This is a genomic window from Pseudomonas sp. TJI-51, assembly GCF_000190455.2.
GTDB classification, from domain to species: domain Bacteria; phylum Pseudomonadota; class Gammaproteobacteria; order Pseudomonadales; family Pseudomonadaceae; genus Aquipseudomonas; species Aquipseudomonas juntendi.
Genome location: NZ_AEWE02000052.1, coordinates 1 through 25,243 on the forward strand (window position 1 = coordinate 1; position 25,243 = coordinate 25,243).

A 25,243-nucleotide genomic window follows, 5' to 3' on the forward strand; every position below is an offset into this window, starting at 1 on the left:
AACGCTTAACTGACAGGCATCAGGCGTAGGGCTGCCTTTAGTTTAGGAACGTTTGGCATTTTTTGACGCGCAAAGAAAAACCCCGCAGACGTTAATCTGCGGGGCTTTCGAATGGTGGAGGCCGAGGTCGGAATCGAACCGGCGTAGACGGATTTGCAATCCGGAGCATAACCACTTTGCTACTCGGCCTCAAAGTCGGACATAGCAGCTTGCGCTTTGCTATCCCCTTGAAACACTGAACCTTTTTCAAAGTTCGCTGCGTTTCGATGGGCGCCATTATGTCTTCATTCTTTTAACCTTGCAACCCCCTCGACGAAAAAAAATTTCAACGGGTTCAAGGTGTTAGCGCAGGCGGCCGAGTTTGCTCCACAAACCCACCAAGGTGTTCTCCACCGCGCCACTGGCTGCCACGCCGATTCGCTCCTGCAGGCTTTTACGCTCGGCATAGTGCAGGTGGAACAGGTTGGCGTTGCGGGCACGTTCGCTCAGGTACTCGTCGCTGGTCTGCAAGGTATCCACCAACTGGCGGTTGAGGGCCGCCACACCTAGCCACACTTCACCGGTAGCCACTTCGTCAATGTGCAATTGCGGGCGATAGCGGGCAACGAAGTCCTTGAACAACTGGTGGGTGATGTCGAGGTCTTCCTGGAACTTCTCCCGGCCTTTCTCGGTGTTTTCGCCGAATACGGTCAACGTGCGCTTGTATTCGCCAGCGGTCAGCACCTCGAAATCGATGTCGTGTTTCTTCAGCAAGCGATTGACGTTGGGCAGTTGCGCCACCACGCCGATCGAACCCAGTACGGCGAATGGCGCACTGACGATCTTGTCGCCGATACAGGCCATCATGTAACCACCGCTGGCAGCCACCTTGTCGATGCACACGGTCAGCGGGATGCCTGCCTGGCGAATGCGCGCCAGCTGGGAGGCGGCCAGGCCGTAGCTGTGCACCAGACCACCGCCGCTTTCCAGGCGCAGTACCACTTCATCGCGTGCGGTAGCGAGGGTCAGCAGGGCAGTGATTTCATTGCGCAGGCTTTCAGTGGCCGAGGCCTTGATGTCGCCATCGAAGTCCAGGACGAACACGCGGCCCTGCTCGTCAGCCTTGCCTTTGCCCTTCTTCTGTTGTTTCTCCGCCTTGGCCTGCTGCTTGCGCAGCGCCTTTAGCTGGGCCTTGTCGAGCAAACCGGATTCCAGGCGCTCGCGCAGGTCCTTGTAGAACTCGTTCAGACGGGTGACCTGCAACTGCCCACCCGATTTGCGCCGCCCTTTGCCACGCAGCCCGGCGATGGCCGATAAAACCACCAGAATGGCGATGACCAGGGTGGCGGTTTTGGCGAGAAAGCTTGCGTATTCGGCAAGAAACTCCACGTTGACTCCTTAAATACCAGCGCCATCACGGCGCGTAACTGTTGCAAGCATACCGGTGCATCTGGCGTGCTGCCAGCGTACGCAAACGCTGGCAACATCTTTCAAACAACCTTTTCAAACGCTTGTATGTTTTTCGTTGACAGCCTCTGTGCCGCGTCCTAACCTCGCAGCAACCTCCTACAGGCCGGAACCTTCCGTGGGCAACCTTTACCTGATCCGACACGGCCAAGCCTCTTTCGGTGCCGCTGACTACGACGTACTTTCGCCAGTGGGCGAACGTCAGAGCCTGGCGCTGGGCGAACACCTGGCCCGACTCGGCGTGCGGCTGGACCGCTGCGTAGCTGGGGACCTGCGCCGCCAGCAGGACACCGCGCGCCTGGCGCTGCAGGCCTTGCACGCCACGGGTTGCCCGGTACCCGCTGTAGAGACCGACGTGGCATTCAACGAGTTCGATGCCGACGGTGTTATCCGGGCCATGCTGCCTGGGCTGCTGCCGGCAGAGCCCGATGCGCTGCAGGTGCTGCGCAACGGTGCCGAGCACCGCAGCGAGTTCCAGCGCCTGTTCGCACTGATGGTGCAGCGCTGGCACGATGGCGAGCACGGCGACGATGACCTGGAAACCTGGCAGGCCTTCACCGGCCGTGTGCACGCCGGCCTGCAACGCGTGCTGGATGCAGCCGGCAGCGGCGACAACATCGCTATCTTCACCTCGGGGGGCACCATTGCTGCCCTGCTCCACCTGGTGACCCGTATCACCCCCAGCCAGGCGTTCGCGCTGAACTGGCAGATCATCAACACGTCGCTCAGCCAGCTGAAGTTTCGCGGCCGCGACGTGGCGTTGGCTTCCTTCAACAGCCAGGCCCATGTGCAGCTGTTGAGGGCGCCGGAGCTTGTCACTTACCGATAGATCCGGCTAGTTATGTCCCTGCGGGGACGTGTAAATCACTCAATAAGGAATGCGCCATGACCTCCGTAGCTGATGCCGTCAAAAAGATGCAAGAGAAGTTCAACCCATCCGCTGCCGCCGGCCTGGACCTGGTGTTCGGCTTCAACATCACCGATGAAGACAAGCACTACGCACTGATCGTCAAGGACGGCACCTGCGAACTGCAGGAAGGTGAAAACCCGGATGCCAACTGCACCCTGGTGATGGACAGCGAAACCCTGAAGGGCATCGTCAGTGGCGAAACCGACGGCATGCAGGCCTTCATGGGCGGCAAGCTGCGCGTAGAAGGCGACATGATGTTGTCGATGAAGTTGAGCGAACTGTTCCCATCCTGAAGGCGGGGAACAGCGCATGATCGAAAACCGAAGCCTGACCGGCTTCGGTTTTTTTTTGCCTGCCCAACCCATCAATGACTGCATCAAGGCAGCTGATCGTACAGCAACACCCCCACCTATTACGCACCTGGGACGCTTGTTCCATAACGGGCAGGCCATTAGATTAGCCAATAGTTCCTGCGATCGAGAATAAGGAAAACGCATGACGCTCACCGACCAGTCCACCCAGGCACGCCCCGGCGAAGAGCTCGACGCGGGCGTCATCGATCCTTATCTGAAGGCCAACATCGCCGGCCTTGATGGCCAGCCCAGCATCAGCCAGTTTCCGGGCGGCGCTTCGAACCTCACCTACCTGGTCAGCTACCCTGGTCGCGACCTGGTGCTGCGCCGCCCGCCGTTCGGCCAGAAGGCCAAGTCCGCCCACGACATGGGCCGCGAGTTCCGCATCCTCAACCAACTGAACAGCGGCTTCCCATACTGCCCAAAGGCCTACGTACACTGCACCGACACCAGCCTGATCGGCAGCGAATTCTATGTGATGGAACGGGTCAAGGGCGTCATCCTGCGCTCGGACATTCCGGCTGAACTCAAGCTGGATGCCGAGCGCACCGAAACCTTGTGCAAAAGCTTCATCGATCGGCTGGTCGAACTGCACCAGGTGGACTACAGCGCCTGCGGCCTGGCCGACCTGGGCAAGCCGGAAGGCTACGTGCAGCGCCAGGTAGAAGGCTGGACCAACCGTTACGAGAAGGCCCTGACACCGGATGCGCCGCACTGGCAACACGTGACCGCCTGGCTGCACGAAAAAATGCCCGCCGACCACCCGCGGCCCGGCATCGTGCACAACGATTACCGCTTCGACAACGTGATCCTCGACGCGGACAACCCTATGCGCATCATCGGCGTACTGGACTGGGAAATGGCCACCCTGGGTGACCCTTTGATGGACCTGGGCAACAGCCTCGCCTACTGGATCGAAGCCGGTGACCCGGCCCCAGTGCAACTCATGCGCCGCCAACCCAGCAATGCACCAGGGATGCTCAGCCGTCGGCAGTTCGTTGACTACTATGCCGAGCGGGCCGGAATTCGCCTGGAAAACTTCGATTTCTACTACTGCTACGGCCTGTTCCGCCTGGCCGGCATCGTCCAGCAGATCTACTACCGCTACTACCACGGCCAGACCCAGGACAAGCGCTTCGCCCAGTTCATCCACATGAACCGCTTGCTGGAACAGATGACCCTGCAGGTCATCGCCAAGTCCAGCCTTTGAGCCCCGCCCACCACGGATCACAAGGAAAACAGCATGCCCAAGACCCACCTGTTCGACCTCGATGGCAAGATTGCCTTCGTTTCCGGCGCTAGCCGTGGCATTGGCGAGGCCATTGCGCACTTGCTGGCGCAGCAAGGCGCCCACGTGATCGTTTCCAGCCGCAAGCTGGAGGGCTGCCAGCAAGTGGCGGACGCCATCACCGCTGCAGGTGGCAAGGCTACGGCGGTGGCCTGCCACATCGGTGAACTGGAGCAGATCCAGCACGTGTTTGCCGGCATCCGCGAGCAGTTCGGGCGCCTGGACGTGCTGGTCAACAACGCCGCCACCAACCCGCAATTCTGCAACGTGCTGGACACCGACGCGGGCGCCTTTCAGAAAACCGTGGACGTCAACATCCGCGGTTACTTCTTCATGTCGGTCGAGGCCGGCAAGCTGATGCGCGAACATGGCGGCGGCAGCATCATCAACGTGGCCTCGATCAACGGGGTTTCGCCAGGCCTGTTTCAGGGTATCTATTCGGTAACCAAGGCAGCGGTCATCAACATGACCAAAGTGTTCGCCAAGGAATGCGCCCAGTTCGGTATCCGCTGCAACGCCCTGCTGCCGGGCCTCACGGACACCAAGTTCGCCTCGGCGCTGGTGAAGAACGATGCCATTCTCAACACGGCCTTGCAGCAGATCCCCCTCAAACGCGTGGCCGACCCCAAGGAGATGGCCGGCGCGGTGCTCTACCTGGCCAGCGATGCCTCCAGCTATACCACCGGCACCGCGCTGAACGTCGACGGTGGTTTTCTGTCCTGATCAGGTTTTGACCGCCACCAGGGTATAGCTCAGGGGCAGGCGTGCGGGCTGTTCGCGAAGGCGATACTCGCCGTCGTCGCCCTTGATCATCTGCCCTGGCAGCGCCTCCCAGGGAATGCTCTGGTGCTCGACCAGCGTGGTCAGGTGCAGGCCGTGGCTCAGCAAGGCACTGATCACCTCGCCAAGACCGTGGTTCCATTCGTGGGTTTCGCTGTGAGCCAGCCGCTGATCGGCTTCGACGTAAGTCTGGTCGCTATGCCACACCGTTGGCTCCTGCTGCTCGAAATAGGGGTATTCGAGCTGCAAGCGGTCCTGGTGGTCCTCGTTGACAGCCATCAGCATGGGGTGGCCATCGCGCAGGAACAGCCGCCCGCCCGGTTTCAGCAAGGCCGCGACGGTACGGGCCCAGGGCTCGATGCGAGGCAGCCAGCAGAGCGCGCCAATACCGGTGTAAACCAGATCGAAGGTGCGCCCTGGCAGCGCCTTGTCAGCCGCGTAAACATCAGACTCGACATACTCGATAGACGTTCTGCAGCGTGCTGCCAACACCCTGGCCTCGGCCAACGAAGCGGCAGAATAGTCCAACCCGCACACCTGTGCGCCAAGGCGGGCCAGGGAGAGGGTGTCGGTGCCGATGTGGCACTGCAGGTGGATCACATCAAGGCCGTCGATATCGCCCAACAATGGCAAATCAAAACGCACGGTGTCGGACAGCCGGTCGCGGTCGCGGACGAGCTGTTCGATTGCGTAGTCCTTCGAGGCAGCATGCAGCGGGGCGCGTTCATCCCAACTGGCACGGTTGAGTTGCAGGGAATGGTCCATGGTGTCTTCCTTGAATGCGAGCAATTGATGCTAGACGCCGCACTCACTGGCCGACAGAACTACCTTGCAAAAAAATGTAAACCAGCTGTCTCTGTCCGCCAAAGGGTAGCCAAATACCCTTACAAGCAGGTCGCTGCCGCTGCCCGGCGCTGCAGCGCCACGCCGTCGTGCTTCTGCGCGTAGTAGTCGACCCGCGTGCCACCGGCCTGCGGGTACACGTCCACGAACGCTTCGGCTTCACGGGTATATACCGTCAACCCACCCTGCTTGCGCGGTTGCAGGTAGCCACTGGCATCGTCACCGAACACCCTCTCTTCCTGCCAGCTGTACTGAATGCACTGGGCCACCAGCTCTGGCGCCTTCCGCGAGTCGAGCTGCGCCGTCGGCTTGCCGCCGCGGGCAGTGTCCATGGTCGCAGCAGCACAACCAACCAGCATCAGCGCCGCAGCCATCGGCAGAATCGCACGCATGTTCCATCCTCGGGGGTTTGAAAAAGAAGCGACTCTAGCATTGGCACGCAGCGCGAGTGAATTGTCACGCGTATTCCGCTGTCGCAGACAATACAAGCCGTCATAAGGACATTGCCATGAAACTGCACTATCTACTGTTCGCCGCCCTGCCCTGCCTGCCATTGGCTGCCACCGCTGCCCCCTCGAGCGAAGAAAGCGTCACCGCCCCGGAAACCCACAACCGCGAGCTGAAGGTCGGTGACAAAGCGCCAGACCAGTACAAGCGTGACGAGGAAGCCATCAAGAACTGGAAAGCCAAGGGCCTGCCACAGCCTGAGAAGGAAAGCCACTGGGTGCGCATGGGCGATCACTATGTGCTGATACAGATTACCAACGGCGTGGTGCTGGCCATTCAGCCTGCGTCCTGATTCAACCCGCTGCGTCCAGCGCCACCATGTGCACGGTGTCGCGCCCGGCGGCCTTGGCCTGGTAAAGCGCCGCATCGGCCTGCGCCAGCAGGCTGGCGGTGCTGTCTTTGCTCCCCGGCACACCGCACCACAGGCCAACGCTGAAACGTAGCTCGATGTGGTCACCGGCAAACCGGGCCGGGCTGCGCGCAATGGCCTCGCGCAGCCCTTGCACGGCAGTCAGCGCCCCGGCGCGGTCGGTAGCAGGCAGCAGCAACAGAAACTCCTCTCCACCGTAACGCCCGAGGCTATCGCCCTGGCGCAGGCGTTGCTGCAACTGGCGTACGCAATGGCACAACACTTCGTCACCGGCCAAGTGCCCATACAAGTCGTTGATGCGCTTGAAATGGTCGATATCGATCATCGCCACCGCAAGGCTCGCCTGCTGCCCGCGTGCGCGGTCCAGTTCGCTGGCAAAGCGCTCGAGAATCGCCCGACGGTTGAGGGTACCGGTGAGCACATCATGCAAGGCCAGGTGCTGCAGGCGCGATTCACTGCGCTCCTTGGCCATCAGCACCAGCCCGATCGAATACATCATTACCGTCACGGTGCCAATGGCTACCGAGATGCTCTGTTTCAGGTTGCTGGTGTCATAGCGCATTTCCACAGCCGTGCCATTGGCCACCGCAACCACCCGCATGCCCAGGCCCACCAGGCTGATCAGCGCACCGATCTCCAGCAGCAGGTGCGCTTTGCCCGGTCGTTCGCCATGGCGCCATGCCCAATAAAGGATCAGCGCACATTGCAACATCAGCACCAGGGTCGCCAGCAACATGCGCGGCTCCAGGGTATCGAGCAGCAGCATCAACCCCACCAGCATGAACGCCGGGATGATGAAAATGACCCGCCAGGGCACTACCCGCTCGCGCACACGGAACAAGCTGGCCGTATAGAAGGCCAGCGCCAGCGAAAGCAGGCTGTTGCCCAGCCCGTAGCTGAGCCACAGGGGGGCCTGGGCGTAAAGGGTGTAGCAGACGTAAGCCAGCGCGTGCACCAGCAACCCGCAACCGGTGAGCATCAGGTTGTCGCGGCGGTTGCCGTGCCCGACCAGCAACAGGCAGAACGCCAGGATGGTGGCAACCAAAGCAACAGCGGCGAACAAGGTAGGGGTATGCGCGATCATCATGATTCACTGAGTGGCAGAATGCCGTCTTGGCTGCGGCTTACCGTGCAGTCTAGAGCCGCCACGGGCGCCCGGCCATGACCGTACGGGACAGAACAGCAACCGAGAAGCACGTGGAGGATCGTGGATAGCACAAATTTTTGCCCGCCCAGGAAACCAAATGGATCGATCCGGGTCTCAGAAAGTGTGCGGTAAACCTTTGTGGATCAAGGACCTATCTCGTGACAAACCGTCTTGCAAGCCTTTCGCTGGTTGCTGTTGTACTGCTGACTGCAGGTTGCCACAGCCATCGCTACCATGACGACGATGGCTGGCGTGATCGCGACCGTGACCATCGCCACCACCGGCATGACCGCGACGATGACGACCGTCAATACCGCGGCGACCGCTACTAACGCTGAAGCGGCTACAGCCCCGGCTCGCCGCCGTTCAGGCGGCACCTTAACCTGGTGAAATTTTCGAGGTTCATATCATGCGTCTGACTCTGCCTTCCGTTGCCCTTGGCCTGCTGCTGTGCCAAGGCGCTTTCGCCGGTGATGGTACTGCCGCCATCGGCGGTGGCCTGGGTGGCGTATTGGGTAATGTGGTTGGTCAGCAACTGGGCGGCAAGACCGGCGCAGCCATTGGTGCGGGCGTTGGCGGCGCAGCAGGCAGTGCGGTAGGGGCTCGCAAGGGCAACCGTACCGAAGCGGCGCTGGGCGGCGGCCTGGGCTCGGCGGGCGGCTCATTGCTGGGCGGTGCAGTTGGCGGGCAGACCGGCTCGACTGTAGGCGCAGGCCTGGGTGGCGCCGCCGGGGGCGCCTTGGGCAACCATCTGGGCGACGACGACCGTGGCGGCAAGAAGCACCGCCGGCACCGTCACTGACCAGCCGAGCTGGACGGGGCCGCTGACGCCGATCGGCAGCAGCGGCCTTGAACCCTGCAGTACATCAACACCCCCTTCACCGCAAGGTGGCACACTGGCTGCTACTGTCTAACGTGCCCCTGTGTGAAGGAACACCCCCTCCCCATGAACCAAGAGTTGCTTTGGGTGCTTGGCCTGCTGGCCATCGTCATTGTCCTGTTCGTCATCAACCGCCCACGCATGGACGTGGTTGCGCTGATGGTGATCCTTGCCCTGCCGCTGCTGGGCATCCTCAGCGTGGAGCAGGCACTGGCCGGCTTCAGCGACCCCAATGTGGTGCTGATCGCCGCCTTGTTCGTGATCGGCGAGGGCTTGGTCCGCACCGGCATTGCCTACCGCATTGGCGAGTGGATGAGCGAGCGGGCCGGCAACAGCGAGGCGCGCCTGCTGGTGCTGCTGATGGTGGCGGTAGCCGGCCTGGGCTCTATCATGAGTTCCACAGGCGTGGTCGCCATTTTCATCCCGGTGGTGCTGAGCATTGCCTCGCGCCTGCAGCTCTCGCCCAGCCGCCTGATGATGCCGCTGGCCTTCGCCGGCCTGATCAGCGGCATGCTCAGCCTGGTCGCCACGCCACCCAACGTAGTGGTGCACAGCGAGCTGGTACGCCATGGCCACGCCGGCTTCAGCTTCTTCAGTTTCACCCCCTTCGGCCTGGTGGTGCTGGTGCTGGGTGTCGGCTACATGCTACTGACCCGCAACTGGCTCAATGGCGAAGTGCGCAAGGACGGCCGCGTGGAAAGCCGCCGCACCCTGCTGGACCTGGTACTGGACTACAAGCTCAACGGGCGCGAGCGGCGCCTGCTTATTCGCCCACACTCGCCGCTGATCGGCCATACCCTTGGCGAACTGAAACTGCGTACGCGGCATGGCGCCAACGTGATCGGTATCGAGCGCCAGCACAAGTTCACCACCCGGGTCATCACCGCCGATTCCAACACGGTGCTGCACCAGGGCGACGTGCTGCTGCTCGACCTGTTCGCCAACCATGACAACCTGCGTAGCCTGTGCCAGACCATGCAACTGGAGCCCATGCACTTCAAGGCGGCTTATTTCATCGACCAATCCCAGGAACTGGGCATGGCCGAGGTGTCGCTGCCGCCTGGCTCGCAGCTGATCGGTAAAAGCATCCTTGAACTGGCGTTTCGTACCCGCTATGACCTCAACGTGGTCGGCCTGCGCCGCGAGCAAGCGGCGATTGAAGACCAGTTGGTAGAAGAAAAGCTGCGCCTTGGCGACACCCTGCTGGTGGTCGGCCCGTGGAAGGCTGTGCGCCTGCTGCAGGGCAAACCCAAGGACTTCCTGGTACTGAGCCTGCCTGCAGAGATCGACCAGGTAGCACCAGCCCGCACTCGCGCACCGCAGGCGTTGCTGAGCCTGGCAGTCATGGTGGGGCTGATGGTCAGCGGCGTGGTACCCAATGTCATCGCCGCGCTGATCGGCTGCCTGCTGATGGGCGCAGGCCGTTGCATCGACATGAACAGCGCCTACCGCGCCATCCACTGGCAAAGCCTGGTGCTGATCGTGGGCATGCTGCCATTTGCCCAGGCACTGCAGAAAACCGGCGGCATCGACCTGGCCGTGGGCGGCCTGGTCAGCGTGCTGGGCGGAGCCGGCCCCAGTGCCATTCTGGCCTGCCTGTTTGCGGTTACCGCGGTGATCGGCCTGTTCATCTCCAACACCGCCACGGCCGTGCTGATGGCACCCGTTGCGGTCAGCACGGCGGCGCAGCTGGGCATGTCGCCCTACCCGTTTGCCATGACCGTGGCGCTGGCTGCATCGGCGGCGTTCATGACGCCGGTGTCTTCGCCGGTCAACACGTTGGTGCTGGGCCCGGGCCAATACCGCTTCGCCGATTTCGTCAAGATCGGTGTGCCGTTCACCGTGCTGGTGATGCTGGTCACCGTGCTGATGGTGCCGTGGTTCTTCGGCCTGCAGTAAAAACTGCCAAGCAGTAGCGGCAATTTGGCATTATTACGACCGGCCGCGGCAGATTGACATCAACTGCCATGACGAAACACACTGCCGAGCAAAGTCCCAGGTGCTACAAGGCGTTGTCCTGGATTTCGTCTCCGCTTGCCGGTCGAGCCCATGGTTTTCCCAGCCCCATCGCGCCTGTTGCCCTACGTTGCTCTGCTATGCCTGACCTTCGGCCTTACCTTGGGCGGCATTCTTGCGCGCCCGATCGAATCCCTGTCATTGTTCTGGCCTGTGAATGCGGTACTGGCCGGCGTGTTGCTGCGGCACCCGCGCCAAGCCACGCTGGCCGGCTTCAGCCTGGTGTGGCTGGCCATGGTCGGCGCCGACCTGCTGTGCGGCAGCGCCTGGCTGCCCGCACTGTGGTTCAACCTGTGCAATCTAGGTGTCGTGGTCACTCTCTGGCTGCTACTGTCGCGCCTGCCCCGTGTGCACCGGCGCTTGCGCACCCCCCAGGGTGTACTCAGCGTGTTCGCCGCCTGTGCCGCCGGCGCCGTGGTCGCGGCCAGCATGGCAGCAGCCATGGCCGCGCCCTGGTTTGAACAGTCCCTTGGCGCCACTTGGCGGGCGTGGTTCAGCGAACAGTTCTCGACCAGTGTGCTGATCCTGCCCGTACTGCTCACTGCACCCTCGATGCGAGCCCTTATACGCGGTGGCGCGCAGCCTGTACGGCTGGCACCACTGCTGGGGCTGCTGGCCTCACTGGCGTTCAGCATTGCCTTCGGCGGCCCTGGCGCCATCGCCTTCCCCATCGCCGCACTGCTGTGGTGTGCCTGGACCTACTCGCCGTTTCTGGTGTCGCTGCTGGCGCTTACCGCTGGGAGTACGCTGATCGTGGCCGTGGCACAAAACCTCATGCATTTCAGCGTGCCGCAAAGTGCGCCGGGGGTGACGACACTGTTGTCCGCGCGCCTGGGCATTGCCATGCTGGTGCTCGGGCCGCTGGTGGTGGCCTGCGTCAGCCAGGCCAACCGCAGCCTTATGGCCCGCTTGGCCCACCAGGCTACCATCGACCACCTCACCGGCGCGCTCTCCCGCAGCGCCTTCACCCGCCGCGCCAACGCGCTGCTGGACAGCCGGCAACACGCCCAGGCACTGCCACTGACCCTGATGATGCTGGATATCGACCATTTCAAGTCGATCAACGACGCCCATGGCCATGCCGTGGGCGACCAGGTGTTGCGCCAGTTCGCCGGCGCCCTGCAAGACCAGTTGCACAACAATGAACTGTTTGCCCGCCTGGGCGGCGAGGAGTTCGTTGTGGTGATGCCAGGCCTTGCGCCCGAGCGGGCCACGTTCACCGCCGAACGGCTGCGTCGTGCCGTGCAGGACCTGCACGTGGTCCAGGACGACAAATGCCTGCAAATTACGGTCAGCATTGGCGTGGCCGGCTGCGAAGCGCACATGCCGTCACCCAGCCTGGACCTGCTGCTGGCCAGCGCCGACCAGGCACTGTACCGGGCCAAGGCCCACGGCCGCAACTGTGTGGAGCATGCCGACCCGCAGCGCCAGGTGGTGTGAGTCAGCCGACGAACACATCCCACGACAGCTTGGCGATCAGCACGCACAACAGCACCAGGAACAGCCCGCGAACGAAGCCCGCGCCCTTGCGCACGGCCAGCCAGGTGCCGGTCAACGCGCCAAGGATATTGCACAGGGCCATGGGCAGGGCAATGGCGTACAGCACGTTGCCCGACGGCACGAAAAACACCAGCGCCGCCAGGTTGGTGGCGATGTTCACGACCTTGGCCGAGGCCGATGCATGCAGGAAATCCAAGGCGAAGAAGCGGATGAACAGGAAGATCAGGAAGCTGCCTGTGCCAGGGCCGAACAGGCCATCGTAGAAACCGATCGCCCCACCGATCAGCACTGCCAGGCATTGCTCCTTGCGGCCGATCCGGGCCGGTTTGTGCAGGGTGCCGAAGTCTTTCTTGCAGAACGTATACACCGCCATCAGCACGATCAGCACCAACACCGCCGGGCGCATTACCCCCGGCGGCAGCAGCGACACCGTGGCAGCACCGGCGAACGACATGACAAAGGCGCTGACCGCCGCGGGCACGATCAAGCCCCAGTCCAACGTGACCTTGCGGATGAACGAACGCGCTGCGAAGGCCGTGCCACACACCGAAGCCAGCTTGTTGCTGCCTAGCAATGCCGCCGGTTGCGCGGTGGGTAGCACGTTGAACAACGCGGGAATCTGGATCAAGCCGCCGCCGCCCACGGCCGCATCGATCAGGCCGGCGGCGAAGGCGAATACAGAAAGTACAGCGATATCCATCATGACGCGGTTCCAGGCAGTGGGTACAGGTGCAAGGCTAACCAAAAGGGCGTGGCTGTGTTGAAATGCCATATTGCGAAAACTGCAACAAGGAGCAGGGCATGGCATTGGACATGCTGCGGGAAATTCAGGCGTTCGTCAGCGTCGCGCACAAGCGCAGCTTTGTCGCCGCGGCCCGGGCGTTAGGGCGTTCGCCCAGCGCGGTTACACGCGCGGTGCAAACCCTGGAAGACAACGCCGGGAGCAAGTTGCTGAACCGCAACGCCAATGCGGTCACCCTGACCGCAGCGGGCGAACGCTTGCTGCCGCACGCCGAGCGCTTGCTGGATGTGCAACGCGATGCAGCCGACGAACTGGCTGCGCTCAGCGGGAACGCACAAGGCTGGATCCGCTTCGCCGTGCCGCAACTGTTGGCCGAACACCTGTTGCCCCAGGTGCTCGCGGATTTTTCCCGTCGCCACCCCCAAGTCACGCTGGATGTGCAGTACAGCGACGAAGCGCTCGACCCACTGCTGGGCAAGTTGGATTTCGCAGTACGCGGCGCCTTCCCGCAGTCCAGCGAACTGATCGGCTATCCGCTTTGGCCCTACCAGCGGCACTTGTATGCGAGCCCGGCGTACCTGGCCTTGGCCGGTACGCCGGCGCATCCCGAACAGCTGGAAGGCCACTCGCTGATCCTGCATACCGCACCGCGCATCCTCAAAGCCTGGCACTTTTGCCGCGATGGCCAGATCACCAGCGTGCGGCCCAGGCCGCGGTTGCGCCTGGCCTCGGGCACTGCGGTGTACCACGGCGCCCTGGCGGGTGCCGGTATCGCGCGCCTGGCAGCCTGGGTAGGCGAGGCGCAGGTCAAGGCCGGGCGCCTGGTGCGGGTATGCGCGCCATACCGCCTGACCTCCAGCACTGGCCAGGACCCGCAGATGCACGCGGTATACCCGGCTGGCGATCTGCCCGCCCGGGTGCGCGACTTGCTGATAGCCCTGCGCCAGGCCGGCCGGGCGCCATGAACAGCCCTTCGAAAAGGCTGTTCAATTTCTGCTCAATTTAACAGAGCCCGCCACCGGCATGGCTTACAGCACTTTATCCACAGACCTACCCACGTTTTTTGTGGACAGATTTCCCAACGCAAAGAATGACTTATCCCACACCCAGCAATGCCGCATTGGCCAGCTTTACCAGCTCGATCCACTCTGACATGCTGATATCCCCAGCCTGCTCCAGCGCTTGTGCATTACGCAGCGCCTGCTCGTAACCCTGCTCATCCAACGTGCCCTCGGCGAGGAAACGGCTACGCCACTCCAGGGCGGCGCAGGCGCCTTTCTTGCATTCCATTAATGTGTCGACTCCCAGCGGAAAAGGCCGACCCGAATGAGCGGCGGCGGGAGACTACACGAGGTATTAATGCTTGAGAATGCCATGCAGCGACCGCTGGTCCAGCGATGCTGACGAAGAGAATAGTGGCCATTTGCCAGGAAATTGGGCCCGAGCTTGAAGTAGACGGGCCGCGCAGAAAAAACCGATCACCCTCAGCTTGGCGGAATGGTGCCAAGTAGACCGATCAGAATAGTGAGTAGCAGAAAACCCCCCAGGAACAGCGCCAGCTTGCCCATTGGAACCTCGACAGTTGTGAAGCGGGAATGGGCGTATTGTCGGGCCTGGGCTGATACGGTTACAGATTCAGGTTGGCGCAAAAAAAGCGTATCAGATGCAGCGCACGGCACGTGGCAGCGTTGGGGCGCCCCTCAGCCCAATTGCTGAAGCTTCTCTGCCGGTAACCAGCCCAGCTCGCCGTTGCCATGGCGCCGACACCACAGCCACCCATTGAGCGGCCGCACCATCTCCACCAGTTGCCCCGGGTCGGCGTCCAGTTCGTGCGCACAGTAATGATCGAGCGCCCGCCCCTGGCAAACGCTGAGCCGTTCAATCAGCTGCGCGGGCACCCAGCCGGGCTCCTGGCCGGTGCAACTGCACAAATACCAGTCCTGCCAGCCAGGCTCGCCTTCATAGCGCGGGCCAATCTCCAGCAAAGTGCCTTTGGCAAAGCGGATAGGCCGCGGGTACTCACTGCGGTGGGATTCGATCACAACGTAGTGCATGGGCCTCTCCTTGGCCGGAAAACCTTCGCGCCAGGCTCAGGCGGCAGATACCGCCCGTCATCGGCGCATGTATGGGGCGACAACGGCAATGATACATACCAAATGCCACGGTGTTTCCTGCGGCATGCAGAGCATTGTGACAGCCCCTGTTTTGCAGAAGTTGCACCGGCTCTGGGTAGGTCCCGCGCAGGTCGCTGAAGGCCCGGCACCTGCTGGGTGTGCAAGGTAAGTGCAACATAACATTTCCAAAGCTGATCGAGCCCTGCGCAGTGGGCCTGCCGAGGGAGAACCGGCCCAACCCAGCGGATACTGGATGCCAGACGGCACGTGGCGACATATACAGAAATGCATCTTGTAGGAAACTTTACCGCTCAATGTAGGAAATACCGCGAACACCAGATTTTCTTGTATGAAACATCAGTTTCTAGAGGTAATTCGAGCTGCTACGGTCCATGTTTCCTACAACGGCACGGAAGCCCACAGTGTGAGAAGCCCATGGACCCTTTCAACGCTTCAGCCCTGAAACTGCAGAAAAACCTGCTGAACCTGCGCATTGAGCGGGACCGCCTGAGAAGTGCGGGCAAACACCAGGAAGCTGATCAACTTGCCCAGTCTGTCGCGCAACTGGAGGCGGCTCTGCAGCAGTTGCCAGATGACCTCAAACCAAAAACCTTGCAGTAAGAATACCCACGCGGTGCCCCCAGCCGGTGAAGCCTGCCGGGCTGAAAAGCGCCGCCTGGGGGCCCGCACAACGATCCCCTGCGGCCGGCTGACGCTGCCCCGCATCCACAATTCCACTGGCCTTGATCCTGATAATTAATTGGAGGCAAGCGCTCATCCGCCTTACCGTGGCAAGCCACCAAGCCCCAGTAGAAAAGGCCAGTTCCATGAACGACCGTGAGTTCATCAATGCCATCGATGCCGATGGCCTGCCCCTGCACATTGCTGTCAGCAACGGCCGCATCAGCCACATTGACGCGCAGCGCGCCAGCACCCCGGCCCGCGAAACGATCGACCTGGAAGGCTTGCTGGTATTGCCGGGTTTCGTTGATGGCCACATTCACCTGGACAAGAGCTTCGTGGGTGATCGCTGGCGCCCGCACCAACCTGTCGCCAGCCTGCGCGAGCGCCTGGCCGTGGAAAAACGTGAGCTGGCGAGCGCACCGCCCATCATCGAGCGCGCCGACGCGCTGATGCGTCAGGCAGCTGCGTACGGCACCTTTGCCATGCGTTGCCATGTGGACGTGGACGCCACCACCGGCCTGAGTCACCTGCACGCCATGCTCGAAGCCCGGGACAACTGGAAACACCTGCTCGACATCGAGCTGGTGGCCTTCCCCCAGGCCGGCGTGGTCACCTGCCCTGGCACCGCCCAGGTCATGGAGGCCGCTATCGGCGAAGGGGCTCAGGTGGTTGGCGGCATCGACCCCACCACCTTGGACGGCGACGCTGACGCCCAGCTGGATATCGTCTTCGGCATCGCTGAGCGGCATGGCGTTAAAGTCGATATCCACCTGCATGAACCCGGCGATATCTGCATCGCCCAACTTCAGCGCATTGCCGCGCGCACCCAGGCCCTGGGCATGCAAGGCCTGGTTGCGGTCAGCCACGCCTACGGCCTGGGCGACGTCACCGACGCGGTGGTCGACCACACCGCCGAGGCGTTGGCGGGCGCAGGTATCTCGATCATGACCAATGCCCCGGGCGACCGGGCCTTTCCGCCAGTGCTGCGCTTGCGCGCCGGGGGTGTGCAGGTGTTCACCGGCAACGACAACATCCAGGATGCCTGGTGGCCGTATGGCAATGGCGACATGCTGCAGCGGGCGATGCTGGTCGGTTACCGCTCGGGGTTCAACACCGACGAAGAGCTGCGGGTGGCGCTGCAGATGGCGACTGAGGCCAGTGCCGCGGTCATGGGCAAGCAGGATTACGGCCTGCACCTAGGTAACGAGGCCAGCTTCGTGTTGTTGAGGGCGCCCAATGCGGCGGCCGCGGTGGCGGCTGCCATTCATGAACGGGTGATCGTCCGCCACGGCGCGTTCTGGGGCGGGCCTGCACAGGTGCACCTGCAGGCTGGCCAGTTCGCTGCCGAACTGCGGCGCTGACAACAGCCCTGGCCAGCTTCGGCACTCAAGCGGCAGCCGCCCGTTTGCCCTCTTCGCTGGTCTCGAACTGCCCGACCAGCTTCTGCAACTTGCCGGCATCCACCCGCACCTTCTGCGCACTGCTCTGCAACACCACCGCAGTCTGGCGCATCTCGTGGGAAGACTGGTTGACCTGCTCGATGGTCTTGCCATATTCCAGGCTGCGCCGGTTGAGCTGCTGGATGATCGCGAACATACCCTCCACCGCCTGGTGCAGTTGCACGTTTTCGGACGAGGCGTCCTCGGCCAGGCGCAGGCTGCTGTCCACGTCCTGCACGCCCCGCTCCATGAAACTCACGGCCTGACGGGTCTCACCCTGCAGGCTCTCGACCATGGTGCGTATGTCATCGGCAGCCCGCGCCGTTCGCGCCGCCAGGCTGCGCACCTCGTCGGCCACCACGGCAAAGCCACGGCCGTGCTCGCCAGCGCGCGCTGCCTCGATCGCAGCATTGAGCGCCAACAGGTTGGTCTGGTTGGTAATGTCACTGATCAACCCGGTGATGTTGTCGATCTCGACCATGCGGCTGTCAAGGCGTTGCACACTGGAGGACGAGCGCGCCACCACGTCGCGGATCGACTGCGTACCGGCCTGCACCGCCTGGAACTGCTCGCGGGCGCGGGTGACCACTTCGTCCATGGCCTGCTTCATCTGCTCGGCGCTGACCGAGGCCTGCTGCAATTCGCCCAACTGCTCTTCCATGATGATCATCATCTGATGCACGGCCTCGGCCACGTCAGCCGAAGTGACGCTGGCATCCTGGCTACGGCCCAGCATCATCTGGTTGGTGACGCCCACCGTGTGGCTGGCCTTGACCACCTGCCCTACCACTGCATCCAGGCGGTCGATGAAGCTGTTGATCCAGCGGGCCATGTCGCCGCTTTCATCGTTGCCCACCGTGTGGTTATCCAACCGCTGGCGCAGGTTGCCCTCACCCTCGGCGATGGTCCGCAGCACATTGCTCATGCCATTGAGGCGCGCCGCCACACGGCGCGGCCCGAGCATGCCGAACAGCACCGCGGCGGCGAGCATGGCCAAGGCTTCGACCACCTCGTTCAGGCCCTGCGGCAGCCCCGCGTAGTGCTGCACCAGGTAGTTGCAACCGAACAGGCCGACCATCGTCGCAAGGTAGGGCTTCATCAAGCCATAACTGAGCGAGCGGCGCCGGTAGACTTCCTCGAGGTCTGCCTCGCACATCATTCCCCAGCGGTCCGGCGAGCCCGGCAGCTGGAAGGTCACGCCCTTGCCCACCACTGGCACATGACGGTAGTCGGAATACCCGGGGTAGGTAACGAACACATTGGCGCCGCAACGGATGGTTTCGCGTACCCCCGGGTGCAGCTCGCGGGTGGATGGGTCGGTGAAACGCAGCTCCAGCTCGGTATGGCGCTGCACCTGCACGGTGCCCCACGCCGTGTGAACGCCGTTTTTCAGGTTCTCGCCGTGGGTGAAGGTGGCATCCTCGAAACGCGAGCGCGACAACGCCGTACCCGGCTGGATCGTCGGGTCGAAGCGCGACTGCGCCATGAACAGGTAGTTGTCACCCGATTCGGCGTAAATATGCCCAGCCTCGCGCTGGATCAAATCGCCCAGCACATCGTTGGGTACGCGACCACAGAGGCAACCCACGACGTTGCCGGTAACCTTCACAGGCTGGTAGAACATCAGGGTTACCTCATCGTGAAAGCGCGAAGAGGACGGGCCGATGCTCAAGGTCAGCGGGTCGTAATAGGGGCCGTGCAAAAATGGCGCCTTCAGCCCCTGCGCCAGCGCACGGGTGTGCTCGACTGGCGCTGTTGCCCGTTGCGGCCAGGTCGAGGCAAGCACCTTGCCAGTGGGGTCGACGACGAACAGCTCGGAGAAGTCCTCGGCCTGGGCCAGCTTGTCCTGCAATTGCGCGCTGCCCAGCCGGTCAAAGCCGGGGGCCAGTTGCTCGGCCAGCTCGGCCAGGTGCTCCCATTGTTCGTGCGCCCACTCCTGCAGCAAACGGACGCGGGTCTGGGCAATGGCCTCGAAGGTTTGCTCGATTTGCGGATAATTTGCCCGGTTCAAGTGACATGCCCAGCCCATGCTGAACTTGCCGGTTCTGCCAAACCAGGGCAGCCAGCCCTTCTCTTGGGATGACAACTGCATGGAAGCACTGGAAAGCGACATTATCTTCACCATACGCGACATCTAATGGCAATTTGATAGCAAGTCGCAGGCCAATAGAGGCATCGGGGTAGAATCACGGTCTACCACCGCATCCCGCCCGCTAACGGTGCAAAAACACACCATTCGGGTGGCGGGTAGCACCATTCAGGTGCAAAGTGAGGCGCCAAGCCCCTGAGCGCACGGGACTGCACCGCCGTTCGGGATGCTCGCAGATCGCACAACAGTTCGATAATCGCACGAATTCCGCCAAACCCCCTCTACTGTAGCCCTGTCTTGCGGCACGCTATGGCCAAAGTCAGCAAGCGATTGCACATGCTGACAGGCCCACCGCTTTAAAGGCGCCGGCCAGCCCGACAACTCCAACTCCAGGAACAACCAGGAGCTCGCCTTGATCAATAAAACGTACGAGTCCATCGCCAGCGCGGTGGAAGGGATCACCGACGGATCGACCATCATGGTCGGTGGCTTCGGCACTGCCGGCATGCCGTCCGAGCTGATCGATGGCCTGATCGCCACCGGCGCCCGCGACCTCACCATCATCAGCAACAACGCCGGTAACGGCGAGATCGGCCTGGCAGCCTTGCTGATGGCCGGCTGCGTGCGCAAGGTGATCTGCTCGTTCCCGCGCCAGTCCGACTCGTACGTGTTCGACGAACTGTACCGCGCCGGCAAGATCGAACTGGAGGTGGTACCTCAGGGCAACCTGGCCGAGCGTATCCGCGCAGCGGGCTCGGGCATTGGTGCGTTCTTCTCGCCGACCGGCTACGGCACGCTGCTGGCCGAAGGCAAGGAAACCCGTGAAATCGACGGCCGCATGTACGTGCTGGAAATGCCGCTGCACGCCGACTTTGCGCTGATCAAGGCGCACAAAGGCGACCGTTGGGGCAACCTGGTCTACCGCAAGGCGGCGCGCAACTTCGGCCCGATCATGGCCATGGCCGCCAAGACGGCCATCGCCCAGGTCGACCAGGTTGTCGAACTGGGTGAACTGGACCCGGAACACATCATCACCCCGGGTATCTTCGTCCAGCGCGTCGTCGCCGTCACCGGCACCAGCGCTGCTTCGCTTGCCACCGCTGAATGAGGCCTGCCATGACCATCACCAAAAAGCTCTCCCGTACCGAGATGGCCAAGCGCGTGGCCGCAGACATTCAGGAAGGTGCCTACGTAAACCTCGGCATCGGCGCACCAACCCTGGTGGCCAATTACCTGGGTGACAAGGAAGTATTCCTGCACAGCGAAAACGGCCTGCTGGGCATGGGCCCTAGCCCGGCCCCGGGCGAAGAAGACGATGACCTGATCAATGCCGGCAAGCAGCACGTGACGCTGTTGACCGGTGGCGCTTTCTTCCACCATGCCGACTCGTTCTCGATGATGCGCGGTGGCCACCTGGACATCGCGGTACTGGGTGCCTTCCAGGTTTCGGTCAAGGGCGACCTGGCCAACTGGCACACCGGCGCCGAGGGTTCGATCCCGGCGGTGGGCGGCGCGATGGACCTGGCCACCGGCGCGCGCCAGGTGTTCGTGATGATGGACCACCTGACCAAGACAGGCGAAAGCAAGCTGGTGCCTGAATGCACCTACCCGCTGACCGGTATTGGCTGCGTCAGCCGTATCTACACCGACCTGGCAGTGCTGGAAGTTACGGCTGATGGGTTGAAAGTGATCGAAATATGCGCAGACATCGACTTCGATGAACTGCAGAAACTCAGCGGTGTGCCACTGATCCAGTGATCGAGCGCAGACGCCCGCTGTACAGGCAACCCCGCGGCGTATGATCGATAACCGCATTCGGGTTCATCTGAATGCGGTTATTCGGTAGACTAGCGCCCGGGTGTCTGCTGCATGGTGCAGTGAGGCAGGTTAAAGAACAGCGCAGGTCGGGCCGCCATGCGGGAGTACTTGCGCCTATGCCTAAAACAGATTTGCCTCGCGCCCAGAAAGTGGCCGAGCGCGCCTTGGCCAGCCTTCAACGCTTTTTGCATATTGAAGCAGTCAGTGGCATCGTCCTGTTGGTTGCCGCTGTCGCCGCCCTGATCTGGGCAAATTCCCCTGCCGCACACAGTTATGAGGCCCTGTGGCATGCCCCGATAACGTTCGGCGTGGGCTCGTATGTGTATTCGCAGTCCCTGCATTTCTGGGTCAATGATGGGCTGATGACCATCTTTTTCCTGGTGGTGGGCATGGAGATCCGCCGCGAAATCCACGAGGGCGCCCTGGCCAGCCTGCGCCAGGCCATGCTGCCCATGGCCGCTGCTGTCGGCGGGGTAATCGCACCGGCACTTCTCTACCTCGGTATCGTTCATTCGCCAGCCGACCATCAGGGTTGGGCAGTGCCAACGGCCACCGATATCGCTTTTGCGGTAGGCGTACTGGCCCTGCTGGGCAAGTCGATTCCGTCCAACGTACGTGTGTTTCTGCTTGCCCTGGCGATCATCGATGACATTATCGCTGTGCTGATCATCGCGGTCTTCTACTCGGGTGGCCTCGACTACAGCGGTTTCGGCGTCGCGGCGATCGGCCTGCTGATGGTAATCGCGCTGCAGAAGATTGGTGTGGGATCGGCCTACGCCTATATCGTGCCCGGTGCGATCGTTTGGCTAGGCATCCTGTTGACCGGTGCCCACCCGACCCTCGCCGGCGTTGTGCTCGGGCTGATGACCCCGGTAGCCGCCATGCCGATGCGTGAGCGCCCTCTGGACGCCATTAGCCGCTTCACCAACGAGTTGCTGGGCCGCGCCAAAGCACCAGAGCGCGATGCCAGCGAACTCATCGACCCGTTGAAACGCCTGCGCCTGGCACAGCGCGAACTGCTGCCGCCGGTGGTGCGGATGCAAGGCACGCTGCACCCTTGGGTAGCCTACGGCATCATGCCAGTGTTTGCCCTGGCCAATGCCGGGGTCAGCCTGGCTGGGGTCGACCTGTCTGCGGCGGGCCCACAATGGGTCATGATCGCCGTGATAGTCGCTTTGGTCGCAGGCAAGCCCTTGGGCATCATCAGCGTCAGCTGGTTGATGGTACGCCTGGGCTGGTGCGCGCTTCCCGCCGGGGTGAACTGGCGCAGCATCACGCTGGTGGGCCTGTTGGCCGGTATCGGTTTCACCATGTCGATCTTCATCGCCAACCTGGCGTTCGTCGACCCCGGCTCACTGGGGGCAGCCAAACTTGGCGTGCTATCGGCCTCGGTGATCGCGGCGGTGTTGGGGCTGACCTGGGGCGTATGTAGCGTGCGCCGTGCAGCCCCTGCAGGCAACCTGGGTTCGTCAACCTAGCAGCGCCTGCACTGGGCCGCTTTGCCGGGCTGGCCGGGGCTGAAATGCCCTGGCCAGGACAGGTTCGACGGCCCCTCTTAATACACAGGAGCAGCCGACGCCGCTGATGCTGGCATGAGCATGAGGCGAAAAACCATCAGCCACAAAAAAGCCCTGAAAAATCAGGGCTTTGATGAAAAATAGTGGCGGAAGCGTAGAGATTCGAACTCTAGGATAGTTGCCCATCGACGGTTTTCAAGACCGTTGCCTTAAACCACTCGGCCACGCTTCCAGCTCGTTTGCGGCCGCCATAATACCGTAATGAAACAAGCTGTCAAACTCTCTGTGTCGCGGGTTGCAATGGCTCTGGTAGACTCCCAGCATCTGAACGTTCGAAACCACAGGTTTACCAAGGAGTGTCGCCATGCGCGAACAGGATTATGCCGTACATCACGGCCAGCAGGTCGAGCAGCAGGAGATCAGCAAGGTCCTGCGCAACACGTACAGTCTGCTGGCGCTCACCCTCGCCTTCAGCGGCGTCATGGCCTTCGTTGCCCAGCAAATGCGTGTCGGCTATCCGAACGTGTTCGTGGTGCTGATCGGCTTTTACGGGCTGTTCTTCCTGACCAACAAGCTGCGTGATTCGGCCTGGGGCCTCGTCTCCACCTTCGCCCTCACCGGCTTCATGGGCTTCATTCTCGGCCCAATACTCAACCGCTACCTGGGCATGGCCGGTGGTGCCGAGGTCGTCAGCTCGGCATTTGCCATGACTGCCCTGGTGTTCGGTGGTCTGTCGGCTTATGTACTGATTACCCGCAAGGACATGAGCTTCCTCAGTGGCTTCATCACTGCCGGCTTCTTCGTGCTGCTGGGTGCGGTCGTGGCCAGCTTCTTCTTCCAGATCAGCGGCCTGCAACTGGCGATCAGCGCCGGCTTCGTGCTGTTCTCGTCGGTGTGCATCCTGTTCCAGACCAGCGCGATCATTCACGGTGGTGAGCGGAACTACATCATGGCCACCATCAGCCTGTATGTGTCCATCTACAACCTGTTCGTTAGCCTGCTCCAGCTGTTTGGCATCATGGGGCGTGATGACTGATTGTTGTTTGTTAGAAAGCCCGCTTCGGCGGGCTTTTTTGTGGGTGTGGGAAAGGCATGCCTGTGTTCGCCTTTAGCATGGGTTAACCGGCGCAGCAGTGCACATTCGCGGCGGGCGGTTTTTGACTGAAAAGTCAGGTAATTAAGCGTAGGGTCGCCGATCATGTCGGCATCGTGCTTTGCTCTACCGCAATCTGCCTTCACCCCGTAGAATGCGCTCCTTTTTTCTTCAGGGGCAGCTTTCAGCCATGAGCACACATGAACACAGCCCAGCAGCATCGGCCCCCGCCAATGAGCTGGTGCTTGGCCTCGAGGACAAGCCTCGGCTGCTGATCGGCCTGCTGGCGGCGCTGCAACACCTGCTGGCGATCATCGTGCCGATCGTGACGCCCGGTCTATTGATCTGCCAGGCGCTGGGGGTGTCCGCGCGGGACACCAACCTGATCGTCTCCATGTCGCTGGTAATCTCCGGTATCGCCACATTCGTGCAGTGCAAGCGCTTCGGGCCGTTTGGCGCCGGGTTGCTGATCGTGCAGGGCACCAGCTTCAACTTCGTGGGCCCGCTGATTGCCGGGGGTGCGCTGATGGTCAAGCAAGGCACGCCGGTCGAAGGTGTGATGGCCGCCATCTTTGGCGTGGTCATCGCTGGCCCGTTCGTCGAAATGGGCGTTTCGCGCATCCTGCCCTTCGTCAAACGCCTGATCACCCCGCTGGTCACCGGCATTGTCGTGCTGATGATCGGCCTGACGCTGATCAAGGTCGGCCTGATCAGTATGGGTGGCGGCTTCGGCGCCATGGCCAATGGCACCTTCGCCAATGGCGAGAACCTGCTGTTGTCGGGTGTGGTGCTGGCCATTATCGTGATCCTCAACCGTATTCCGGTGGTGTGGATGCGCAGCTGTGCCATCGTTATTGCCCTGGCGGTCGGCTATGCGTTGGCGGGCTATATGGGCCGCCTGGACTTCACCGGTATGCATGAGGCCGCGCTGTTTCAGGTGCCGACGCCGCTGCACTTCGGCCTGAGCTTCTCGTGGGCGCTGTTCATTCCGATGCTGGTGATCTACCTGGTGACGTCGCTGGAAGCCATTGGTGACGTGACCGCCACCAGCAAGGTGTCGCGCCAGCCAGTCGAAGGCCCGGTGTGGATGCAGCGGATCAAGGGTGGTGTGCTGGTCAACGGCGCCAACTCGTTGTTGGCGGGCTTGTTCAACACGTTCCCGAGTTCGATCTTTGCGCAGAATAACGGCGTGATTCAGCTAACCGGTATTGCCAGCCGCCATATCGGCATGTGGATTGCCGTAATGCTGGTGATATTGGGGCTGTTCCCCAGTGTTGCCGGGGTGATTCAGGCGGTGCCAGAACCGGTGCTGGGGGGTGCGGCAATGGTCATGTTTGGCGCGGTTGCAGCCTCGGGCATCAATATTCTGGCCAGCACCCGCCTGGACCGGCGTGCGCTGCTGATCATCGCCGTGTCGTTGGCGCTGGGCCTGGGTGTGGCGCAGGTGCCGGAGTTCCTGGCGCATATGCCGGCGGCGGTGCGCAATGTGCTGGAGTCGGGGGTGGCGACCGGTGGCATCTGTGCCCTGGTGCTGAACTGGTTCCTGCCGGAGAGCAAGGAACAGGCTTGAGGCCTGCTCCCTTCTGACAGGGCCTTGCGCAAGCCCTGTAGGAGCGGCCTTGTGTCGCGAATGGGCTGCGAAGCAGCCCAGCAATTAGTGCATTTACGCTGAAGCCCCGGGGCTGCTTTGCAGCCCATTCGCGACAC

Annotated in this window: 25 protein-coding genes and 2 tRNA genes; 17 read left to right on the forward strand and 10 right to left on the reverse strand. The window is 62.2% G+C overall.

Annotated elements, in window-relative coordinates:
- Positions 1 to 115 precede the first annotated feature (115 nt).
- Both G1E_RS11935 and sohB read right to left on the reverse strand, forming a co-directional pair.
- Positions 116 to 189 (reverse strand) — tRNA-Cys (locus tag G1E_RS11935).
- 153 nt (positions 190 to 342) lie between these two features.
- Positions 343 to 1,368 carry a protease SohB gene (sohB, locus tag G1E_RS11940; RefSeq protein WP_009682123.1) on the reverse strand — a complete coding sequence of 342 codons (1,026 nt, stop codon included), beginning with the start codon at positions 1,366 to 1,368 and terminating at the stop codon, positions 343 to 345.
- 196 nt (positions 1,369 to 1,564) lie between these two features.
- Here sohB and G1E_RS11945 point away from each other — a divergent pair, with 196 nt between their 5' ends.
- From G1E_RS11945 to G1E_RS11960, 4 genes are all read left to right on the forward strand, one after another.
- The gene (locus G1E_RS11945; RefSeq protein WP_009682122.1) at positions 1,565 to 2,275 is read left to right on the forward strand and encodes a histidine phosphatase family protein; all 711 of its coding nucleotides are present in this window, start codon (positions 1,565 to 1,567) and stop codon (positions 2,273 to 2,275) included.
- A gap of 56 nt (positions 2,276 to 2,331) precedes the next feature.
- Positions 2,332 to 2,649, forward strand: coding sequence for an SCP2 sterol-binding domain-containing protein (locus G1E_RS11950; RefSeq protein ID WP_009682121.1), 318 nt, complete (start codon positions 2,332 to 2,334; stop codon positions 2,647 to 2,649).
- Between the two features lie 202 nt (positions 2,650 to 2,851).
- The gene (locus G1E_RS11955) at positions 2,852 to 3,919 is read left to right on the forward strand and encodes a phosphotransferase family protein (protein WP_009682120.1); all 1,068 of its coding nucleotides are present in this window, start codon (positions 2,852 to 2,854) and stop codon (positions 3,917 to 3,919) included.
- 33 nt (positions 3,920 to 3,952) lie between these two features.
- The gene (locus G1E_RS11960; protein WP_047149840.1) at positions 3,953 to 4,720 is read left to right on the forward strand and encodes an SDR family oxidoreductase; all 768 of its coding nucleotides are present in this window, start codon (positions 3,953 to 3,955) and stop codon (positions 4,718 to 4,720) included.
- Here G1E_RS11960 and G1E_RS11965 read toward each other — a convergent pair whose 3' ends face one another.
- Both G1E_RS11965 and G1E_RS11970 read right to left on the reverse strand, forming a co-directional pair.
- Positions 4,721 to 5,542: a bifunctional 2-polyprenyl-6-hydroxyphenol methylase/3-demethylubiquinol 3-O-methyltransferase UbiG gene (locus G1E_RS11965; RefSeq protein WP_009682117.1), complete on the reverse strand. Its 822-nt coding sequence runs from the start codon at positions 5,540 to 5,542 to the stop codon at positions 4,721 to 4,723. It abuts the gene before it with no gap.
- A gap of 119 nt (positions 5,543 to 5,661) precedes the next feature.
- Positions 5,662 to 6,012: a hypothetical protein gene (locus G1E_RS11970; RefSeq protein WP_009682116.1), complete on the reverse strand. Its 351-nt coding sequence runs from the start codon at positions 6,010 to 6,012 to the stop codon at positions 5,662 to 5,664.
- A gap of 116 nt (positions 6,013 to 6,128) precedes the next feature.
- Between G1E_RS11970 and G1E_RS11975 the strand changes: the two genes are divergently transcribed.
- Positions 6,129 to 6,419, forward strand: coding sequence for an RcnB family protein (locus G1E_RS11975; protein WP_009682115.1), 291 nt, complete (start codon positions 6,129 to 6,131; stop codon positions 6,417 to 6,419).
- A gap of 1 nt (position 6,420) precedes the next feature.
- Here the strand turns inward: G1E_RS11975 and G1E_RS11980 are convergent, their stop codons facing one another.
- Positions 6,421 to 7,581: a diguanylate cyclase gene (locus G1E_RS11980; protein ID WP_033690198.1), complete on the reverse strand. Its 1,161-nt coding sequence runs from the start codon at positions 7,579 to 7,581 to the stop codon at positions 6,421 to 6,423.
- A 221-nt stretch (positions 7,582 to 7,802) separates the two neighbouring features.
- On the opposite strand from G1E_RS11980, the gene G1E_RS28680 reads away from it, so the two are divergent.
- The 4 genes from G1E_RS28680 (at position 7,803) to G1E_RS11995 (ending at position 11,980) form a co-directional block, all read left to right on the forward strand.
- The gene (locus G1E_RS28680) at positions 7,803 to 7,976 is read left to right on the forward strand and encodes a hypothetical protein (RefSeq protein WP_165944143.1); all 174 of its coding nucleotides are present in this window, start codon (positions 7,803 to 7,805) and stop codon (positions 7,974 to 7,976) included.
- Positions 7,977 to 8,053: 77 nt separating this feature from the next.
- Entirely contained in the window at positions 8,054 to 8,446 is a 393-nt protein-coding gene (locus tag G1E_RS11985) for a glycine zipper domain-containing protein (RefSeq protein WP_009682112.1), read from the forward strand.
- 144 nt (positions 8,447 to 8,590) lie between these two features.
- Complete coding sequence (locus G1E_RS11990) at positions 8,591 to 10,423, forward strand: SLC13 family permease (RefSeq protein ID WP_009682111.1); 1,833 nt, start codon at positions 8,591 to 8,593, stop codon at positions 10,421 to 10,423.
- 135 nt (positions 10,424 to 10,558) lie between these two features.
- Positions 10,559 to 11,980 (forward strand): GGDEF domain-containing protein, encoded by a 1,422-nt coding sequence (locus tag G1E_RS11995; protein ID WP_009682110.1) that lies wholly within the window; start codon positions 10,559 to 10,561, stop codon positions 11,978 to 11,980.
- A gap of 1 nt (position 11,981) precedes the next feature.
- Here G1E_RS11995 and G1E_RS12000 read toward each other — a convergent pair whose 3' ends face one another.
- Complete coding sequence (locus G1E_RS12000; protein ID WP_009682109.1) at positions 11,982 to 12,743, reverse strand: TSUP family transporter; 762 nt, start codon at positions 12,741 to 12,743, stop codon at positions 11,982 to 11,984.
- 98 nt (positions 12,744 to 12,841) lie between these two features.
- Here G1E_RS12000 and G1E_RS12005 point away from each other — a divergent pair, with 98 nt between their 5' ends.
- Positions 12,842 to 13,747: a LysR family transcriptional regulator gene (locus tag G1E_RS12005; protein WP_009682108.1), complete on the forward strand. Its 906-nt coding sequence runs from the start codon at positions 12,842 to 12,844 to the stop codon at positions 13,745 to 13,747.
- A gap of 130 nt (positions 13,748 to 13,877) precedes the next feature.
- Here the strand turns inward: G1E_RS12005 and G1E_RS12010 are convergent, their stop codons facing one another.
- Together G1E_RS12010 and G1E_RS12015 are read right to left on the reverse strand one after the other, a co-directional pair.
- Positions 13,878 to 14,072, reverse strand: a complete 195-nt coding sequence (locus tag G1E_RS12010) for a hypothetical protein (protein ID WP_009682107.1) — start codon at positions 14,070 to 14,072, stop codon at positions 13,878 to 13,880.
- A 410-nt stretch (positions 14,073 to 14,482) separates the two neighbouring features.
- Positions 14,483 to 14,836, reverse strand: coding sequence for an SH3 domain-containing protein (locus tag G1E_RS12015; protein ID WP_009682106.1), 354 nt, complete (start codon positions 14,834 to 14,836; stop codon positions 14,483 to 14,485).
- Positions 14,837 to 15,331: 495 nt separating this feature from the next.
- On the opposite strand from G1E_RS12015, the gene G1E_RS12020 reads away from it, so the two are divergent.
- The gene (locus G1E_RS12020; protein WP_009682105.1) at positions 15,332 to 15,517 is read left to right on the forward strand and encodes a hypothetical protein; all 186 of its coding nucleotides are present in this window, start codon (positions 15,332 to 15,334) and stop codon (positions 15,515 to 15,517) included.
- Positions 15,518 to 15,723: 206 nt separating this feature from the next.
- Complete coding sequence (locus G1E_RS12025; RefSeq protein ID WP_047149841.1) at positions 15,724 to 16,941, forward strand: amidohydrolase family protein; 1,218 nt, start codon at positions 15,724 to 15,726, stop codon at positions 16,939 to 16,941.
- A 25-nt stretch (positions 16,942 to 16,966) separates the two neighbouring features.
- Here G1E_RS12025 and G1E_RS12030 read toward each other — a convergent pair whose 3' ends face one another.
- Positions 16,967 to 19,153 (reverse strand): methyl-accepting chemotaxis protein, encoded by a 2,187-nt coding sequence (locus tag G1E_RS12030; RefSeq protein WP_370691304.1) that lies wholly within the window; start codon positions 19,151 to 19,153, stop codon positions 16,967 to 16,969.
- Between the two features lie 367 nt (positions 19,154 to 19,520).
- Here G1E_RS12030 and G1E_RS12035 point away from each other — a divergent pair, with 367 nt between their 5' ends.
- The 3 genes from G1E_RS12035 (at position 19,521) to nhaA (ending at position 22,404) form a co-directional block, all read left to right on the forward strand.
- A complete protein-coding gene (locus G1E_RS12035) occupies positions 19,521 to 20,216 on the forward strand; it encodes a 3-oxoacid CoA-transferase subunit A (RefSeq protein WP_009682100.1) in 696 nt (231 codons plus the stop codon).
- Between the two features lie 8 nt (positions 20,217 to 20,224).
- Positions 20,225 to 20,866, forward strand: coding sequence for a 3-oxoacid CoA-transferase subunit B (locus G1E_RS12040; protein ID WP_009682099.1), 642 nt, complete (start codon positions 20,225 to 20,227; stop codon positions 20,864 to 20,866).
- 176 nt (positions 20,867 to 21,042) lie between these two features.
- Complete coding sequence (nhaA, locus tag G1E_RS12045; RefSeq protein WP_009682098.1) at positions 21,043 to 22,404, forward strand: Na+/H+ antiporter NhaA; 1,362 nt, start codon at positions 21,043 to 21,045, stop codon at positions 22,402 to 22,404.
- A gap of 183 nt (positions 22,405 to 22,587) precedes the next feature.
- Here nhaA and G1E_RS12050 read toward each other — a convergent pair.
- A tRNA-Ser gene (locus G1E_RS12050) sits at positions 22,588 to 22,675 on the reverse strand.
- Positions 22,676 to 22,807: 132 nt separating this feature from the next.
- On the opposite strand from G1E_RS12050, the gene G1E_RS12055 reads away from it, so the two are divergent.
- Both G1E_RS12055 and G1E_RS12060 read left to right on the forward strand, forming a co-directional pair.
- Positions 22,808 to 23,479 carry a Bax inhibitor-1/YccA family protein gene (locus G1E_RS12055; protein ID WP_003251184.1) on the forward strand — a complete coding sequence of 224 codons (672 nt, stop codon included), beginning with the start codon at positions 22,808 to 22,810 and terminating at the stop codon, positions 23,477 to 23,479.
- A gap of 247 nt (positions 23,480 to 23,726) precedes the next feature.
- Positions 23,727 to 25,106, forward strand: coding sequence for a nucleobase:cation symporter-2 family protein (locus G1E_RS12060; RefSeq protein ID WP_009682097.1), 1,380 nt, complete (start codon positions 23,727 to 23,729; stop codon positions 25,104 to 25,106).
- Positions 25,107 to 25,243: the final 137 nt, after the last annotated feature.

Bases quoted from the DNA above. Each gene is read 5' to 3' on its own strand.
- G1E_RS11950 (WP_009682121.1), top strand. From the start codon at position 2,332: ATGACCTCCGTAGCTGATGCCGTCAAAAAGATGCAAGAGAAGTTCAAC.
- G1E_RS11955 (WP_009682120.1), top strand. From the start codon at position 2,852: ATGACGCTCACCGACCAGTCCACCCAGGCACGCCCCGGCGAAGAGCTC.
- G1E_RS11960 (WP_047149840.1), top strand. From the start codon at position 3,953: ATGCCCAAGACCCACCTGTTCGACCTCGATGGCAAGATTGCCTTCGTT.
- G1E_RS11965 (WP_009682117.1), bottom strand. From the start codon at position 5,542: ATGGACCATTCCCTGCAACTCAACCGTGCCAGTTGGGATGAACGCGCC.
- G1E_RS11970 (WP_009682116.1), bottom strand. From the start codon at position 6,012: ATGCGTGCGATTCTGCCGATGGCTGCGGCGCTGATGCTGGTTGGTTGT.
- G1E_RS11975 (WP_009682115.1), top strand. From the start codon at position 6,129: ATGAAACTGCACTATCTACTGTTCGCCGCCCTGCCCTGCCTGCCATTG.
- G1E_RS11980 (WP_033690198.1), bottom strand. From the start codon at position 7,581: ATGATCGCGCATACCCCTACCTTGTTCGCCGCTGTTGCTTTGGTTGCC.
- G1E_RS11985 (WP_009682112.1), top strand. From the start codon at position 8,054: ATGCGTCTGACTCTGCCTTCCGTTGCCCTTGGCCTGCTGCTGTGCCAA.
- G1E_RS11990 (WP_009682111.1), top strand. From the start codon at position 8,591: ATGAACCAAGAGTTGCTTTGGGTGCTTGGCCTGCTGGCCATCGTCATT.
- G1E_RS12000 (WP_009682109.1), bottom strand. From the start codon at position 12,743: ATGATGGATATCGCTGTACTTTCTGTATTCGCCTTCGCCGCCGGCCTG.
- G1E_RS12005 (WP_009682108.1), top strand. From the start codon at position 12,842: ATGGCATTGGACATGCTGCGGGAAATTCAGGCGTTCGTCAGCGTCGCG.
- G1E_RS12010 (WP_009682107.1), bottom strand. From the start codon at position 14,072: ATGGAATGCAAGAAAGGCGCCTGCGCCGCCCTGGAGTGGCGTAGCCGT.
- G1E_RS12015 (WP_009682106.1), bottom strand. From the start codon at position 14,836: ATGCACTACGTTGTGATCGAATCCCACCGCAGTGAGTACCCGCGGCCT.
- G1E_RS12020 (WP_009682105.1), top strand. From the start codon at position 15,332: ATGGACCCTTTCAACGCTTCAGCCCTGAAACTGCAGAAAAACCTGCTG.
- G1E_RS12025 (WP_047149841.1), top strand. From the start codon at position 15,724: ATGAACGACCGTGAGTTCATCAATGCCATCGATGCCGATGGCCTGCCC.
- G1E_RS12030 (WP_370691304.1), bottom strand. From the start codon at position 19,153: ATGTCGCGTATGGTGAAGATAATGTCGCTTTCCAGTGCTTCCATGCAG.
- G1E_RS12040 (WP_009682099.1), top strand. From the start codon at position 20,225: ATGACCATCACCAAAAAGCTCTCCCGTACCGAGATGGCCAAGCGCGTG.
- nhaA (WP_009682098.1), top strand. From the start codon at position 21,043: ATGCCTAAAACAGATTTGCCTCGCGCCCAGAAAGTGGCCGAGCGCGCC.
- G1E_RS12055 (WP_003251184.1), top strand. From the start codon at position 22,808: ATGCGCGAACAGGATTATGCCGTACATCACGGCCAGCAGGTCGAGCAG.
- G1E_RS12060 (WP_009682097.1), top strand. From the start codon at position 23,727: ATGAGCACACATGAACACAGCCCAGCAGCATCGGCCCCCGCCAATGAG.